Origin of the sequence: Flavobacterium sp. (genome assembly GCF_046155325.1) — a bacterium.
Classification (GTDB): Bacteria; Bacteroidota; Bacteroidia; order Flavobacteriales; family Flavobacteriaceae; genus Flavobacterium.
Window position 1 is genome coordinate 1 of the sequence record NZ_JBJXDQ010000116.1, and the last position, 15,999, is coordinate 15,999.

Below are 15,999 nucleotides of genomic sequence, written 5' to 3' on the forward strand. Positions count from 1 at the left end.
TATTTTCACGAGTACGAATAAAGCCTGGTGCAGTTTTTACTTGCTCGGCAGTTGGACCACCTTTTAAACCTGCAAAGTAACCTTCATTACCTTTAATTTTGAAGTGACGAACTTCTCCTAACGTCCCGACATATTTAATATGTCCTTTTTGTTTTGCCATTTGTTGTGTGTTTTAGCAATTAAACAATATTTTTTATTAAATTTACATTGTAATTAACTGAAATACAATAACTTAAATAGAGTAATGTGATGCAATTCAACGCTAAAGAAACCACCATAACAAAAAGTCTTCTCAAAATTGTAAAATTTGTTGATGGAGATGGAATAATTTTAGTAGATATTGTATCAAAAAAAGAATTTGAAGTTCGTTTATATGGTATTGATGCACCAGAAATAAACTACTGCAACAAGATAAAAAAAGACGAAATTGAATTACAAGTTCCAGCTGCTTTACTAATCAAACTTGGTTATTTATCATTTAACTTTTTAAAAGATCAAGTTAATTTGGGTGACGTTTGCACATTAGTACAGGAACAAAATAATTTAGTTGATAAATACGGAAGACTTTTAGGCTATCTAATTCTAAGTGATGGTAGAGTTTTAAACGAAATAATGATTAAAGAAGGCTATGCAAAGCCATATAATGACGTATTTTGTGAAATGCTTCCAATGTATCAAGAATGGAATTTACAAGCTAAAAACAGTTCAAAAGGATTATATTCGATTGTAAACAAATTTTAAATATTTTGTCTATATTTGTCTTGTATTTATTGATGTTCAGCCCATTTTGATGGCTATTTGTTGCCCAATCTTCGGCAACTATTGTAAATGCTAAAACCTTCAAATATTGTATCGGAAAGTAATTTCAAGCATCTTATCTCAACACCTCACCAATTTTCAGGGCACATTTTTCGCCATCAATCGCTGCCGAAATAATACCACCAGCATAACCCGAACCTTCGCCACAAGGATAAAGCCCTTTGATTTGAAGATGTTCTAGGGTTTCTGAATCTCTAGGAATTCGAACAGGCGATGAAGTTCGAGATTCAGGAGCGTGAAGTATGGCTTCGTTAGTCAAAAAACCTCGCATAGTCTTACCAAACTCAACAAAACCTTCACGCAATATTTGACTTAAAAATCCAGGAAAAACTTCGCTCATTTCAACAGATATTGTTCCCGGAACATAAGAGGTTTTTGGGATATTTGTTGAAACTTTATTTTGTGTAAAATCGACCATTTTTTGAGCAGGTACTTTTTGAGATTTCCCTGCTAGTTGCCATGCTTTTTGCTCAATACTTTTTTGAAATTCCATACCTGCTAAAGCACCAAACTTTTCAAAGGGTTTAAAATCTTCTAGTTTTAGTTCAATTACAATTCCTGAATTAGCAGTAGACTGATCTCGTTTCGATGGCGACCAACCGTTGGTTACCACCTCGCCAGGACTTGTCGCACAAGGAGCAATCACCCCCCCAGGGCACATGCAAAAAGAATACATTCCCCTTCCTCCTACTTGCTTCACGATGGAATAAGGCGATGGCGGCAAATGTTCTCCTCGATAATCGCAACTGTACTGAATGCTATCAATTAAGGATTGTGGATGTTCGGCTCTAACGCCTAAAGCAAAAGCCTTAGCTTCTATGAAAATTTGTTTTCTATCTAACAATTCAAAAATATCACGTGCCGAATGTCCTGTGGCTAAAATTATTTTATTGGCCAAAATCGTATCTCCTTTTTGAGTAACAATTCCATGTACTTCATTGTTTTTTATGATAATATCAGTCAATCGTGTTTCAAAAAGAACCTGACCTCCCATTTCGATAATTTTCTCTCGTATATCTTGAATTATTTGAGGTAATTTATTAGTGCCAATATGTGGATGTGCCTCGATCAAGATATCTGGAGAAGCTCCAAAAGAAACGAATAATTCTAAGATTCGGGTAACATCGCCACGTTTTTTAGAGCGAGTATATAATTTTCCGTCCGAATAGGTTCCTGCTCCGCCTTCGCCAAAGCAATAATTGGAATCTTCGTTTACGATATGGTCAACATTGATGGCTTTTAAATCACGACGGCGACCTCGAACGTCTTTTCCACGTTCAATGACTATAGGTTTTAAACCCAACTCAATTAATTGCAAGGCAGCAAATAATCCAGCAGGTCCAGCACCAACAATAATTACTTCTTGTGAATTAGAAACATTTTTGTATTCTGGAAGTTGAATTTTATGCTCAACAAAATTTTCTCCTTGTAGATAAATGGAAACTTTTAGATTAATCTTAACTGCTTTTTGACGCGCATCAATAGATCGTTTTAAAATAGAAATATGCTGAATTTCATTTCTAGACACCTTTATTTGTTTCGACAAATAGTCTTTGAGCAAGACTTCATTTGAAGCTATTTCTGGAGATACTTGAAGGAGAAGTTCTTGTGGCATTATATATTTTTTATTCGTTGATTTGGTTAATCGGTTAGTCGAAAAACAAAAACATGATGCAAAAATAGCGTATTGAAGTCAATATTATTATAGAATTTAAAATCCATTTTCAATCTAGACTTTGTAAATTTGACGAATAAAAATTTAGTAACAGAAAAATGTCTGAAAAAATAAAACTAATTTGGGATTTTCGTGGCCCAGCTTCGGCAAAGACAGCAGAGCATCACGAAATTCATTTAAAACAATATATTTCTTTTGAAAAATTATCACCCAACACCACTGGTTTTGAAACTTTTGGCGAAATGCACGCTATTGCTTTTATGGTAGTAACCAATGAAAATATGATAGAAGTTCGAGACGCTTTGAAGCCACATCGAGGGGAGGTTTTTGAGAGGTAGCAGGTAGCAGGTAGCAGGTAGCAGGTAGCAGGTAGCAGGTAGCAGGTAGCAGGTAGCAGGTAGCAGGTAGCAGGTAGCAGGTAGCAAAAAAACGAAAACGCTCGGAAAAATCATAGCATTTTCGTTTTTTTTATGAGGAGGTATGTTTAATATTCTTAATCTAAAATCTGACACGAGCCCGACGCCGCGGTCGAACATGCGAAGCAAATCTGGAATTTGAATTTAATTAGCCACTTCGCTGATAAACTTGATTCGCATTAAACGGAGTTCATCAATATCATAATCACCATCAAATTCTTTGAGCGCTTCTTCTATACTATCCGAATGGGATTCCATAAAATAATCATGAATTTCTTCTTGTTGCTCATCGTCTAGGATTTCGTCAATCCAATACTTTATATTTAATTTTGTGCCTGAATTTACGATTTGCTCCATTTCTTTAATCAAAGTATTCATAGATAGTCCTTTAGAAGAGGCAATATCATCCAAAGGTAATTTCCTATCAACATTTTGAATAATATATAATTTATTAACTGAATTAGCTCCTGTAGATTTTACAACTAAATCATCAGGTCTGATAATATCATTTTCTTCAACATAGCTTTTGATTACATCAATAAATTCTTTACCATATTTTTTAGCTTTCCCTTCACCAACTCCATGAGAATTAATTAATTCATCCATATTCATTGGATACTTCAAAGCCATATCTTCAAGTGAAGGATCTTGAAAAACAACAAAAGGAGGAACTCCTAATTTTTTGGCTACTTTTTTACGCAAATCACGTAATATAAGCATCAATACCTCATCGGCAACTCCAGTTGCTTTGGCAGCGGTAACTATAGCTTCGTCTTCGGTTTCGTTGTATTCATGATCTTCAGACATCATAAAAGATACTGGACTTTTGATATAATCCAATCCTTTAGGAGTGATTTTTACAATGCCGTAGGTTTCAATATCTTTAGATAACATTCCGTCAACTAACACTTGTCTTAATAATGCCATCCAGTATTTTTCGTCCTGATCTGAACCACAAGCAAAAAAAGATTGACTGTCGGTTCGATGCGCTTTTATAATAGCGTTTACACGTCCAATCATGGTAAACACCACTTCCTTTGATTTATACAATTGATTTGTATCTCGTACTACTTTTAGTAATTTAACTGCTTGACTACTTGCTTCCTTTTTAACTTTTGGATTTCGAACATTATCATCCATATCAGCGCCATCACCCGTTTCGCTGTCAAATTCTTCTCCAAAATAATGTAATAAAAATTTTCGTCTTGAAATTGATGTTTCAGCATAAGCCACTATTTCTTGCAATAAGGCAAAACCTATTTCTTGTTCAGCAACGGGTTTTCCTGACAAGAATTTTTCTAATTTCTCAACATCTTTATATGAATAGTATGCTAAACAGTGGCCCTCTCCTCCATCACGACCTGCACGACCTGTTTCTTGATAATAACTTTCTAAGGATTTAGGAATATCGTGGTGAATCACAAAACGAACATCAGGCTTGTCAATTCCCATTCCAAAAGCTATTGTTGCTACCACCACTTCTACATCTTCCATCAAGAACATATCCTGATGTTTAGCACGAGTTTTTGCATCTAAACCCGCATGGTAAGGCACGGCACTAATTCCGTTTACTTGTAAAACCTCGGCAATAGCTTCTACTTTTTTACGGCTCAAACAATAAATAATACCAGATTTACCCTTATGTTGTTTGATAAAACGTATAATATCGGATTCGATATTTTTGGTTTTGGTTCGAACTTCGTAGTATAAATTAGCTCTATTGAATGATGCTTTATAAGTTGTAGCATCTGACATATCAAGATTTTTGAGAATATCCTCTTGCACTTTTGGAGTAGCAGTAGCTGTTAAACCAATAATAGGCACATCGCCTAATTGTTTAATAATATGCTTTAAATTTCTATATTCTGGTCTAAAATCATGCCCCCATTCTGAAATACAATGTGCTTCATCGATGGCAACAAATGAAATGGGCACTTTTTGAAGAAATTGTACATATTCTTCTTTTGTTAAAGACTCTGGAGCAACATATAAAAGTTTTGTTAAGCCAGAAGTTATATCCTTTTTAACTTGGGTAATTTCAGTTTTGGTTAATGATGAATTTAATACATGGGCAATGCCGTTTTCAGATGACAAACTCCTAATAGCATCGACCTGATTTTTCATTAAGGCAATCAAAGGAGAAACTACAATAGCTGTCCCTCCTTGAACTAAAGCCGGTAATTGGTAACACAAAGATTTACCACCACCAGTAGGCATGATAACAAATGTGTTTTCATGATTAAGAATACTTTTAATTACTTTTTCTTGTAGTCCTTTGAATTGGCTGAAGCCGAAATACTTCTTTAATTCTTTGTGTATATCAATTTCGTTTGAATTCATTATTTATTAAGGGTATTTTATCTAAATTTGCGCTTCATAAAGATACATATTTCTTTTTGAATTACAAATTTTATAAAAATTCTATTTTGGAAAATAAGGAAAATATTTTGATTTTGGCAAAAAAGACTATTCTATCTGAAAGTCAGTCTATAGCAAAACTAGCTGATTATATAGATATTAACTTTGCAGAAGCTATTCAAGTCTTATTTAATTCAAAAGGAAGATTAATTGTTACAGGGATTGGCAAAAGTGCGATTATTGCTCAAAAATTAGTAGCCACTTTCAATTCTACTGGCACTCCATCACTTTTTCTACATGCTTCGGAGGCGATTCATGGCGATTTAGGTATGTTGCAAAAAGACGATGTGACTATTTGCATTTCTAAAAGTGGAAATAGTCCCGAAATAAAAGTTTTAGTTCCTCTATTAAAAAGATTTGGGAATAAATTAATTGCCGTTACCGGAAATATGACTTCTTTTTTAGCAAAAGAATCTAATTATATTTTAAATACTACTGTTGATGCTGAATCTTGCCCAAATAATCTAGCTCCTACAAATAGCACCACTGCTCAATTGGTAATGGGAGATACGCTAGCAGTATGTTTAATGGAACTTCGAGGGTTTACTAGTGAAGATTTCGCAAAATACCATCCTGGTGGTGCATTAGGCAAAAAATTATTACTTAGTGTGAAAGACATGCTTGAAAACTCTATGAAACCTATGGTTTCGCCAGATTCATCCATAAAAAAAGTTATTTTCGAAATTTCAGAAAAACGCTTAGGAGTTACTGCCGTGGTAGAAAACAACAAAGTAATCGGGATTATTACCGATGGTGATATTCGAAGAATGCTCAATGAAAGAGATACATTTTCTGATTTGACTGCAATAGATATTATGTCTAAAAATCCTAAAACAATACAATCTTCAACTATGGTGACTGATGCTCTGAATATTCTAGAAGATTTCGCAATCACACAATTGATTGTTGTTGACGATGGAAATTATTTAGGAGTTCTCCACTTACATGATATACTAAAAGAAGGCATTATATAATGATAAAGAAGCAGCTTAAAGAAATGTCTTTTTTAGATCATCTTGAGGAATTAAGATGGCTATTAGTTAGAAGCACCGTAGCGATTTTAATTTTTGCAACGGTTACTTTTTTTATTAGCGATTACATTTTTGATGTTATTATTTTCGGTCCAAAAAGCCCTGATTTTATTACATATCGTTTTTTTTGTGATTTATCTCATCAATTAGGATTTGCTGATAGTATTTGTGTTACCGATTTGCCCTTTATTATTCAAAACATAGATGTCGAAGGTCAGGTAAATATTCTTGTTTGGACTTGTATTACCGCTGGTTTTATTTTGGCTTTTCCTTATATATTATTACAATTATGGAACTTTATTAGTCCAGCATTGTATAAAAATGAGCGAAAACACGCCAAATTATTTATTTTTATTGCTTCAATTTTGTTTTTTCTAGGCGTTTTATTTGGCTATTTTGTTGTGGTGCCTATGTCTGTCAATTTTTTTGCTACTTTTAGGGTTAGCAATGTGGTGCAAAATCAATTTAGTTTTGATTCGTATATTGGGATGATCAAAACATCTGTAATTGCGAGTGGGTTGTTTTTTGAATTGCCTGTAATAATATACTTTTTAACCAAATTAGGACTTGTAACTCCTCAATTTTTAAGAACATCATGGCGCTATTCTGTAGTTATCATTTTAATTGTAGCTGCGATAGTTACTCCTCCAGATGTAGTGAGCCAACTTATTGTTGCTATTCCAATGTTATTGATATATGAGTTAAGTATATTAATTTCAAATATAGTTTATAAAAAACAATTGAAAAAAGAGGGGCAAATCGGTTCCTAATTAGATAAAAATATAAAAGGATTTAAATTTAATTATTTTAGGTTTAAAATTTTTAAATAACGATTACGAAAATGAAATTAAGAGCTGAAAATTTAGTTAAAACCTATAAAGGTCGAAGTGTTGTTAAAGGTGTTTCGGTAGAAGTAAACCAAGGAGAAATCGTTGGCCTTTTAGGTCCAAATGGAGCGGGAAAAACAACTTCTTTTTATATGATTGTAGGATTGGTAAAACCCAATTCAGGAACCATATTTCTAGACAATCTAGAGATAACCAATTACCCAATGTACAAAAGAGCCCAGCAAGGAATTGGGTATCTTGCACAAGAAGCTTCTATTTTTAGAAAATTAAGTGTTGAAGACAACATATTAAGTGTATTGCAATTGACCAAATTATCTAAAACCGAACAAGAAGCCAAATTAGAAAGCTTAATTGACGAGTTTGGATTGAACCACATTCGCACTAATCGCGGGGATTTACTTTCTGGAGGAGAAAGACGACGTACAGAAATTGCACGTTGTTTAGCTACTGATCCAAAATTTATTTTACTTGACGAACCCTTTGCAGGTGTCGATCCTGTAGCCGTTGAGGATATTCAGCGCATTGTAGCCCAACTGAAAAACAAAAATATCGGGATTCTTATTACCGATCACAATGTTCAAGAAACGCTTGCCATAACTGACAAAACTTATTTAATGTTTGAAGGTGGAATTCTTAAAGAAGGTAAACCTGAAGAATTAGTTGAAGATGAAATGGTTCGACGGGTGTATCTAGGTCAAAATTTTGAGTTGAGAAAAAAGAAGTTGGAGTTTTAGTTTTTAAAGTGGGAAGTTGGGAGTCATAGTGTTCATTTTTTTTAAAATTAGATCAAACACAAAAAATTAATGAATTTAAATCAAAAACCAAAAGAAGACATACGGGATAATGATCCTGCCGAAGAAACCGCCTAAAAATGAAAAATGATTCTAATAACTACATTTTCAACCATTTATTATTGATAACTGATAGCAAAACATAGCTTATAATCAATAACGATATTCCCAAAAACTGAAACAAAACCAATAGCAAAATCGATAAACTTAAAAATAGTATTTGCAATGCATTTTTCTTAAACGTAAAATCTTTTATTTTTAAAGAAAACAAGGGAATTTCAGTATTCATAATATAAGCACTAAAAAACGTTATTACTATCAAAATCGATTGATTAGTTAATATTTCTAATGACAATAAAGAATCTGAATATTTTATTACTAAAGGCAAACTGATTATAAACAAAGTATTAGCAGGCGTTGGTAATCCAATAAAAGAATCGGTTTGACGGGTGTCAATATTAAAATTTGCCAATCGATAACAAGCTCCCAAAGTGATTATGAATCCCAAAAAAGGAATTATTAACACTTCAGTAGCCCCTTGGCTTTGATATAACAATTGATACATCACCAATCCAGGCACTACTCCGCTAGTAACCATATCAGCTAGAGAGTCTAATTGCAAGCCCAAAGGACCAGAAACCTTAAGTAATCTAGCAAAAAAACCGTCAAAAAAATCAAAAAAAATCCCAAGGCAAACAAAATAGAAAGCCAATTCAAAATTTAATTGTGAAGCAAAAACAATTGCAATACATCCACAAAATAAATTTAGTAGCGTGATAATGTTAGGGATGTGCTTTTTAAAATTCATGATTATTTAATTGGATAGTCAAAGATTACAAATTTAATATAATATCTGAGGAAGAAGTGCGTTTTTTAATAGAGTTTTCAACAGATATATTTTCATTTTTATTTTTTTTAGAAAGAATTAAAATCATTTAAAAACTATATTTTTGATAAAAATTAAAAAGACAACTAAGTCTAAAAAATAATTAATGACAAATAAAAATCTAATATTAATCTTGTTCTTCATTAATATTTTTACTTATGGGCAATCTGTAAATAAATATTCAAATGAATTCATGAATATTGGTGTTGATGCTGCCGCGATGGCAATGGCAAACTCAATAACATCAAGCACTAACGATGTCAACTCCGTATATTGGAATCCTGCAGGATTGGTTCATCTTGAAGATCATCAAGTATCCTTTATGCATGCTAATTATTTTGCCAATATCGCTCAATATGATTATATAGCTTATGCAAAACCTATCGATGATGAGAGTGCTTGGGGTGTATCTTTAATTCGTTTTGGTGTAGATGATATATTAGACACCACTGAATTGATTGATAGCCAAGGAAATATTGATTACAATCGCATCAATTTATTTTCTACTGCTGATTATGGTTTTACATTTTCGTATGCTAGAAAACTAAAACTACAAGGATTTCAATATGGGATCAATGCAAAAGTAATTCGTAGAATAATCGGAAAATTTGCAAATGCATGGGGATTTGGTTTTGATGCTGGATTTCAATTTGAAAGAAATGATTGGCAGTTTGGATTAATGCTTCGTGACATTACAACAACGTATAACGTATGGAATATTGATGAAGCAGCCTATAAAAAAATTGCTGACGCTATTGATGAACAAAATCAAGAACTGCCAGAAGACACTGAAATTACTGCTCCAAAAGCACAATTAGGTTTGTCTAAAAAATTTATTATTCGCTATGATTATTCCATATTAGCAGCTGCTAATTTAAATATGCGATTTTCAAAAACAAATGATTTAATATCAAATAATTTTGTAAGTATTGACCCAGCATTGGGATTTGAATTTGGCTACACTGATTTAGTTTTTGTTAGGGCCGGAGTAGGTAATTTTCAAAATATACAACAAATTGACGGTTCAGAAAAAGTGAATTTTCAACCAAACATAGGATTGGGTTTTAAATATAGAGGAATTCAAGTTGACTATGCATTAACTAATCTTGCTAATCAAAACTCTTCCTTGTATTCAAATATCTTTTCGGTTAAAGTAGATTTGGGGCAGTTTAGAAATTAATTACATTCAAATGAAACTTTCTTTTTATAAAATCTTAATCTTAATTTCTTTTCTCATTGGATTTCCAAATTACAACTTAGCACAGTCTATTTCATTATCAAAAAATGCCAAAGTGAGCATTATTACTTGTGAGACAGGTAACGAATCCTATTCGCTTTTTGGGCATACTGCCTTTAGAATAAATGACTTAGAAAATAATTTAGACATAGTCTATAATTATGGTGCTTTTGATTTTGCTACTCCTAATTTTGTTGCAAAATTCTCAAAAGGAAATCTTCAATATTTTGTTGTCGCCAACTCTTTTTCTGATTTTATGAATCAATATTCCTATGAACAAAGGAGTGTTTATGAACAAGAACTGAATATTCCATCAGTCTACAAACAAAAACTATTCGATAACTTAAATACGATTATTAGTACTGACGAACGCTTCTATACTTATAAATTTATTGATAAAAATTGTACTACTATGGTTATTGACATTGTTAATAAAACATTAGGATACAGTGTGATTGTAAAAAAAATTGATGATAAAAAAACATATAGGAGTGTATTATATCCCTATTTTGATAATTTTTTCTATGAACAATTAGGAACTAGTATAATTTTCGGTAGTAAAGTAGATCAAATTGCAACAAAAATATTTCTTCCTTTAGAACTTCAAAAAAATTTAAAAGTAATACAATTTAATAATCATGCTCTTTGTAGTGATAGCAAACCCTTATTGGATTTTAATAAAATTCCAACTTCTTCTAGGTGGAATAATATATACACCTATTTATTATTTTTGATTTTGATTGTTATAATAAACAATATGAAAATTGATTTAATTTATCTTTCAATAATGGGGGTTTTAGGATTGTTTTTTGCTTATATGGGATTTTACTCCCTTCATCAAGAGCTTACAAATAATTACAACATACTATTGTTTAATCCTTTACTATTGTTTTTGGTCTATTTCAATATCAAAAAAAATAAAAAATGGATTTTAAACTTATGCTTTATGAACCTAGTATTGTTGATTATCTATACAATAATACTATTGAGCAAAGCACATCTAATTATTGTTTTGCCTCTTGTTATTACAAGTTGTGTAGTTTTAGTGAAACTGATATTAAAAAATATACAAAAAATCCCTGTAGTTATATAAAATTATTGCCCTCTATAAAACAAAATTGTACTTATAGTTTTAATGGTAATGTTCAAATCTAAGAATACACTTCTATGTTTTATATAATACAAATCATATTGTAGTTTTATTAAGCTGTCCTCAAGGGATTCACCATAAGAATAATTAACTTGTGCCCAACCTGTTAGACCAGGTTTAATTACATGACGAGTTTCATAAAAAGGCATCATTTCGGCAATTTCTTTTACAAAAATTGGTCTTTCAGGACGCGGACCAATAACTGCCATATCTCCTTTTAGAATGTTAATAAATTGAGGGATTTCATCAATTCGTGACTTACGCAAAAATTTACCAAATGGCGTAACTCTACTATCGTTTATTTTTGAAAATTCAGCTCCATTAGACTCTGCATTTTTAATCATGGTCCTAAATTTATAAATTTTGAACTTTGCTCCATTTAAACCAACTCGTTTTTGAGTGTATAATAATTTTCCTCTATTTCCAATCGCATTACCCAAAATTATAAATGGTAATATTGATAATCCAAATATCAGTCCTATAATAGAAATTAGAATTTCCATAGTTTTCGTAGTCAATAAATACAATTGATTAGTATTACTTCTACTAAATGGGAAAAACTTATAAAAATCCCTAGTGACATATTGTACTGGAATTCTTTGGGTTTTACTTTCATAAACATGAGCATACTCTCTAATGGTGTTTCCAGATTCTAATAAATGAAGTAATTGTTGGTATAATTCTAATGTGATTTCTTCTTTATTCTGAGAGGCAACAACTATTTCAAAAATAGAATTTTCGTTTACAAAAGGTACTAAATCATAAATTTTAATGGGCTGGACATAATGAAAAACAGCTGATTTAATATAATTATCGGAATTGACATATCCTACAATTCTATAATGAGGATCTGCATTTTCAAGTCCTAAAACCAATTCTTCCAGATGCTCATATTCACAAACAAGTACAACATTTTGCACAAAACGATTCGAGGCTAAATACTTAACGTATATTATTCTCCAAAACAAAAGAGAAATAAGTATTGTTATAAAAAAAACCGCTATTTGAAGCCTTTGTTGTGGTAATTCTGCTGAATAAAATGGAGTTAATAAATACAATAAAACAGTAGTCGAGACTGTAAGCATAATACTTTTTATAACTTGATACTCGTTGCTGGCAACTTGTAAGTTATACATTTCAAATACAGTTCCTAAACAATTGAAATAAATTCCAATAGAAAAAAAATAAAAAATACTGTTTGATGTTAGCTTAAGATACTCTAAATCAAATAGATTACCAACAAATTGAAGTGCTAACCAAACAAAAACAAGATCAAAAACTCGAAGTAGTACCTTTCGTTCTGAGACTTCAAAATGAATTTTATTACTTTTGTTCATTACTTATTTTTAAAATTTTCATTTGGCAACAAATCTACATAAATATGTATTGAAAAAAATAAAAAAAAATGCAATAAATAATAAAATATAAAATATTATTTTAATAATTATTCGAATTCGGTTTCTTTTTTCTTTGACGGTTCAAATAAATTAATATTTAGTAAAGATAAAGAGTATACAAATGCAGGAGCCGCAATTCGCATAGCCGCATGATTGATGGTCATAATCCAAAACAAAACAAAACAAAGTAAATACATATTAAACTTGTTCTCCAAGTATAAAACCAAGGGAGTGAAAAATAAAATCAATAACCCAATAATTCCAAGAGTACCATGTTCAGAAAGCATTCTAGTTATTTCGTCATGAGAAATATGTGTCTGCTCCCTTGTTTTTCCTGATGCTTCTGCTCTTGCCTCTACTCCTTTACCTACTCCAACTCCAAAAAAAGGATTCTTTAAAAAAGTATTCCATTCTCCTTTGGCGATTTCTTCTCGTCCAGAAAAATTACTTTTTTTAGATCTTCCTAAAGCATCTTTATTAGCATATCTCTTTTCAATTAAACCTGATGTTTGATAAGAAGAATACGTCCAAACACTAATTAAACCTACCACTAGTAATATTGATAATATGTTTAATTTTAATCTTCCTCGTTTGCTAGATTTAAAATATAAAAAAAACAATAATAACACTATCATAAAGAAACCCGTAAACATACCCCCACGAGAAAAAGTAACTATACCTCTATAACTCATAATAAAAGCAATACTTATATTTATGATGACCATATTTCTTGTTTTAGATTCTAATATAATCCTTGAAAAAAATATAAAAACACCCAAACCCATTATAGTTGAAACTTGATTTGGACCAAACCCACCAGAAGTCTGAAGATTAGAGGATGTACCTGTTACAATATCTCGAACATTAGGCGCATAAAATATCAAATACACCATCATTGAAATAATTGGTAACCCCATACTTAAAAGAATAGAATTCATTGATTCTAATGAAATTTTGCGCCTATAAGTATAGATAGAAGCGATTCCTAAACAAACTGGACCTGAAATATTAAAAGCTATAGTTTTACGCATTTGAGCATCATAATTTAAAACAAAAGTCGAAAGAATTACACCTGGTATTAATAACAAAATAAATAACCAATATGGCGTTGCATTCTTAGAAAACCCAGTATAAATCATTCCAATAAAAAGAAAAATAATTACCGAATATTTAGATATTTCGTACAATGGATTTCCTCCTGTCATCCTCAAAAACACTTCACTACCCACTACATAAGCAGCTGCAATTAGAGCTTCGTTATTTTTATTTTCTTTTTTAATAATAAATACAGCTCCGAAAATTACTATGGAAAAACCATAGAGCAAAGACAAAAATGGAGCAATAAAAACAATCATCCCAATAGCTGCATGGAATGCAATTAAATAAAGATATAAAATTTCATCTTTTTTCATTTCAATTTATTTTGTAGCCAAAACAAGTATTTTTCAACTATGTTACTTTCTGAATACTGCTTAACCACATCTTGATAGAGATTATTCCCCATCTCTTTTTGTAGAGCATCATTCTCAATATATAAAATTAAAGCGTCATAAAAGGACGTTTCATCCTGTGAAGGTACTATAAAACCATTAATTCCACTCTTTATTAATGATGGTATTTCACCAACACTAGTAACAATTACAGGTTTTTTAAACCATCCGTATTCTAATAATGATACGGGTAAACCTTCTGAAAGCGATGTTAAAATTGCAATATCTGATTGTTCTAAAATAGCACCAACATCTTGTTTTGAACCATAAATAAAAACATGATTTTCAAGTTTTAATTGCACTATTTTTTTCTTAATTTGTTTTGAATAATCGTCATGAAAATCCTTACCAACCAAATGAAAAGTCCAATCGGGTTTTGATTTTTTAATTTTACTAGCTACCTCTAGTAATAAAAAATGGTTCTTTTGAAACCTCAAATTAGCCAAACAAACAATTCTTTTCCTATTAGAGCCTTTTAAAAAAGTATGTTCTGTCACTTCTTTGCCCTTTGACGGAAAATTAGGCAAGTAAATAATATTATTTGAAAGTTTATTTTTCTCTGCCCAAGTTTTTAATTTAGTATTCACTGAAATAACACCATAAAAAAAAGGAATCATTATCCTTAAACCTATTTTGGATCTTTTTTCAAGAAACTCACTATTTCCGTAATGGTCATGCCAAATTAAAGAAACATTAGGATAAATAATTTTTAATAAAAAAGCAGTAAAAAAAGAACTACTGTGGGCATGAATGTGTGTAATTTGATTTTCAAAAACAATTCTTTTTAATTTAAAAAGGGCTTTGAGATCAATCTTGTGTTTTTTAAAAATAAAAAAATAGGAAACATTTTCAACTAATAAATCCCTTAAAACTCCTTCTTTTCTTGTTACTACAATTCCTGAAAAATCAATTTTTTCAACAAGTGCATTGGCATAAGTCACCGCCATACGTTCAGCACCACCAGCTTCAAGAGAATCAATAATTTGAAGTATACGCATATTGGATTGATTAAAAGTATATTTATTTATTTCTAATTAACCTTTTTATATCCTCTTCAAAAACATCTAAAGTGAATTTTCTTGACCAAATTTGAGCGGCATTAGCCTTTTGTTCATACAAAAAACTATTATTAATAATCTCTGTAATGTTTTTTATATCAACTTCTAGATCTGCTGTTAGTAACAACCCTCGGTTACCATTATCTAGCATTTGAGGAACAACAGATGTTGGTATTGCTAGCGGTAAACACCCCCAAAACATAGATTCTGCTACTACTTTTGGCCAACCTTCAAAACTACCCGATTGTAATACCAAAAAATGACTTCTTTTATAAACCTCAATTAAAGATTCTTTGTTCAAATTTCCATTGAGAAATACAAATTCTTGTAAATTATTTTCAATTATCGATGCTTTAATTTCTTCAAAAAGCACTCCATCTCCATATAAATTGATTGTTGCAACAATTCCTGAACGGTTTAAAGCCTTTACAATTTCGATTCCATAATATGGATTTTTACCCTTTGTTAATGTCCCTACAAAAATAAATTGTATCGGTTTTTGATTTGTATTCCGAATTTCGATTTGTTGTTTTTCATTTTCATAATAGGTCGCGGTATAAAAAGATTTTATGTTTTTTGTACTGTTATTCCAATCTCCGTATACCAAAACTTGAATGTTTCGAGTTAAAAAAGTATTGTTAAGTAACCATCTTTGCAATCGATAACTCCAAGGTTGCACGGATTTAGAATCCCAATTGCTGGCGTATTTGGCAGTTTTTACTTTATTGGGAAATAAAATCTGAACGAAACAACCCAACAACCCAATATTACCTGGGCATCTCA

The 15,999-nt window shown here is 31.2% G+C and carries 14 protein-coding genes; 7 read left to right on the forward strand and 7 right to left on the reverse strand.

The genetic code is table 11. The annotated features are described in order from the left end of the window. Positions 1–249: 249 nt before the first annotated feature. Entirely contained in the window at positions 250–741 is a 492-nt protein-coding gene (locus ACKVOD_RS07945; protein WP_409208947.1) for a thermonuclease family protein, read from the forward strand. A 133-nt stretch (positions 742–874) separates the two neighbouring features. Here the strand turns inward: ACKVOD_RS07945 and ACKVOD_RS07950 are convergent, their stop codons facing one another. Next, positions 875–2,434, reverse strand: a complete 1,560-nt coding sequence (locus ACKVOD_RS07950; RefSeq protein ID WP_409208935.1) for an NAD(P)/FAD-dependent oxidoreductase — start codon at positions 2,432–2,434, stop codon at positions 875–877. A 158-nt stretch (positions 2,435–2,592) separates the two neighbouring features. On the opposite strand from ACKVOD_RS07950, the gene ACKVOD_RS07955 reads away from it, so the two are divergent. Further along, positions 2,593–2,832 (forward strand): hypothetical protein, encoded by a 240-nt coding sequence (locus ACKVOD_RS07955; protein ID WP_409208936.1) that lies wholly within the window; start codon positions 2,593–2,595, stop codon positions 2,830–2,832. 222 nt (positions 2,833–3,054) lie between these two features. On the opposite strand, the gene ACKVOD_RS07960 is transcribed toward ACKVOD_RS07955, so the two are convergent. Next, complete coding sequence (locus ACKVOD_RS07960) at positions 3,055–5,250, reverse strand: RecQ family ATP-dependent DNA helicase (protein ID WP_409208937.1); 2,196 nt, start codon at positions 5,248–5,250, stop codon at positions 3,055–3,057. 86 nt (positions 5,251–5,336) lie between these two features. Here ACKVOD_RS07960 and ACKVOD_RS07965 point away from each other — a divergent pair, with 86 nt between their 5' ends. From ACKVOD_RS07965 to lptB, 3 genes are all read left to right on the forward strand, one after another. Then, positions 5,337–6,302, forward strand: coding sequence for an SIS domain-containing protein (locus ACKVOD_RS07965; RefSeq protein WP_409208938.1), 966 nt, complete (start codon positions 5,337–5,339; stop codon positions 6,300–6,302). Then, positions 6,302–7,129 (forward strand): twin-arginine translocase subunit TatC, encoded by an 828-nt coding sequence (gene tatC / locus ACKVOD_RS07970; RefSeq protein ID WP_409208939.1) that lies wholly within the window; start codon positions 6,302–6,304, stop codon positions 7,127–7,129. Before ACKVOD_RS07965 ends, tatC begins: the two co-directional genes overlap by 1 nt. 71 nt (positions 7,130–7,200) lie before the next feature. Next, positions 7,201–7,941, forward strand: coding sequence for an LPS export ABC transporter ATP-binding protein (lptB, locus tag ACKVOD_RS07975; RefSeq protein WP_409208940.1), 741 nt, complete (start codon positions 7,201–7,203; stop codon positions 7,939–7,941). A 157-nt stretch (positions 7,942–8,098) separates the two neighbouring features. Here lptB and ACKVOD_RS07980 read toward each other — a convergent pair whose 3' ends face one another. Continuing rightward, positions 8,099–8,806 (reverse strand): CDP-alcohol phosphatidyltransferase family protein, encoded by a 708-nt coding sequence (locus ACKVOD_RS07980; protein ID WP_409208941.1) that lies wholly within the window; start codon positions 8,804–8,806, stop codon positions 8,099–8,101. A 271-nt stretch (positions 8,807–9,077) separates the two neighbouring features. Between ACKVOD_RS07980 and ACKVOD_RS07985 the strand changes: the two genes are divergently transcribed. Together ACKVOD_RS07985 and ACKVOD_RS07990 are read left to right on the forward strand one after the other, a co-directional pair. After that, entirely contained in the window at positions 9,078–10,064 is a 987-nt protein-coding gene (locus ACKVOD_RS07985; protein WP_409208948.1) for a PorV/PorQ family protein, read from the forward strand. A gap of 10 nt (positions 10,065–10,074) precedes the next feature. Further along, positions 10,075–11,214 (forward strand): DUF4105 domain-containing protein, encoded by a 1,140-nt coding sequence (locus ACKVOD_RS07990; RefSeq protein WP_409208942.1) that lies wholly within the window; start codon positions 10,075–10,077, stop codon positions 11,212–11,214. Positions 11,215–11,216: 2 nt separating this feature from the next. Here the strand turns inward: ACKVOD_RS07990 and ACKVOD_RS07995 are convergent, their stop codons facing one another. From ACKVOD_RS07995 to ACKVOD_RS08010, 4 genes are all read right to left on the reverse strand, one after another. Next, positions 11,217–12,608: an exopolysaccharide biosynthesis polyprenyl glycosylphosphotransferase gene (locus ACKVOD_RS07995; protein ID WP_409208943.1), complete on the reverse strand. Its 1,392-nt coding sequence runs from the start codon at positions 12,606–12,608 to the stop codon at positions 11,217–11,219. Positions 12,609–12,715: 107 nt separating this feature from the next. Then, positions 12,716–14,080: an O-antigen ligase family protein gene (locus tag ACKVOD_RS08000; RefSeq protein WP_409208944.1), complete on the reverse strand. Its 1,365-nt coding sequence runs from the start codon at positions 14,078–14,080 to the stop codon at positions 12,716–12,718. After that, positions 14,077–15,156, reverse strand: a complete 1,080-nt coding sequence (locus ACKVOD_RS08005; protein WP_409208945.1) for a glycosyltransferase family 4 protein — start codon at positions 15,154–15,156, stop codon at positions 14,077–14,079. Before ACKVOD_RS08005 ends, ACKVOD_RS08000 begins: the two co-directional genes overlap by 4 nt. Before the next feature lie 22 nt (positions 15,157–15,178). Beyond that, on the reverse strand, positions 15,179–15,999 hold an 821-nt coding region (locus tag ACKVOD_RS08010; protein ID WP_409208946.1), incomplete at its 5' end, for a glycosyltransferase.

Coding starts and splice junctions, on each gene's coding strand:
- ACKVOD_RS07960 (WP_409208937.1), bottom strand. CDS start 5,250: ATGAATTCAAACGAAATTGATATACACAAAGAATTAAAGAAGTATTTC.
- ACKVOD_RS07950 (WP_409208935.1), bottom strand. CDS start 2,434: ATGCCACAAGAACTTCTCCTTCAAGTATCTCCAGAAATAGCTTCAAAT.
- ACKVOD_RS07980 (WP_409208941.1), bottom strand. CDS start 8,806: ATGAATTTTAAAAAGCACATCCCTAACATTATCACGCTACTAAATTTA.
- ACKVOD_RS07995 (WP_409208943.1), bottom strand. CDS start 12,608: ATGAACAAAAGTAATAAAATTCATTTTGAAGTCTCAGAACGAAAGGTA.
- ACKVOD_RS08005 (WP_409208945.1), bottom strand. CDS start 15,156: ATGCGTATACTTCAAATTATTGATTCTCTTGAAGCTGGTGGTGCTGAA.
- ACKVOD_RS07985 (WP_409208948.1), top strand. CDS start 9,078: ATGAATATTGGTGTTGATGCTGCCGCGATGGCAATGGCAAACTCAATA.
- ACKVOD_RS07990 (WP_409208942.1), top strand. CDS start 10,075: ATGAAACTTTCTTTTTATAAAATCTTAATCTTAATTTCTTTTCTCATT.
- ACKVOD_RS07955 (WP_409208936.1), top strand. CDS start 2,593: ATGTCTGAAAAAATAAAACTAATTTGGGATTTTCGTGGCCCAGCTTCG.
- ACKVOD_RS08000 (WP_409208944.1), bottom strand. CDS start 14,080: ATGAAAAAAGATGAAATTTTATATCTTTATTTAATTGCATTCCATGCA.
- ACKVOD_RS07945 (WP_409208947.1), top strand. CDS start 250: ATGCAATTCAACGCTAAAGAAACCACCATAACAAAAAGTCTTCTCAAA.
- tatC (WP_409208939.1), top strand. CDS start 6,302: ATGATAAAGAAGCAGCTTAAAGAAATGTCTTTTTTAGATCATCTTGAG.
- lptB (WP_409208940.1), top strand. CDS start 7,201: ATGAAATTAAGAGCTGAAAATTTAGTTAAAACCTATAAAGGTCGAAGT.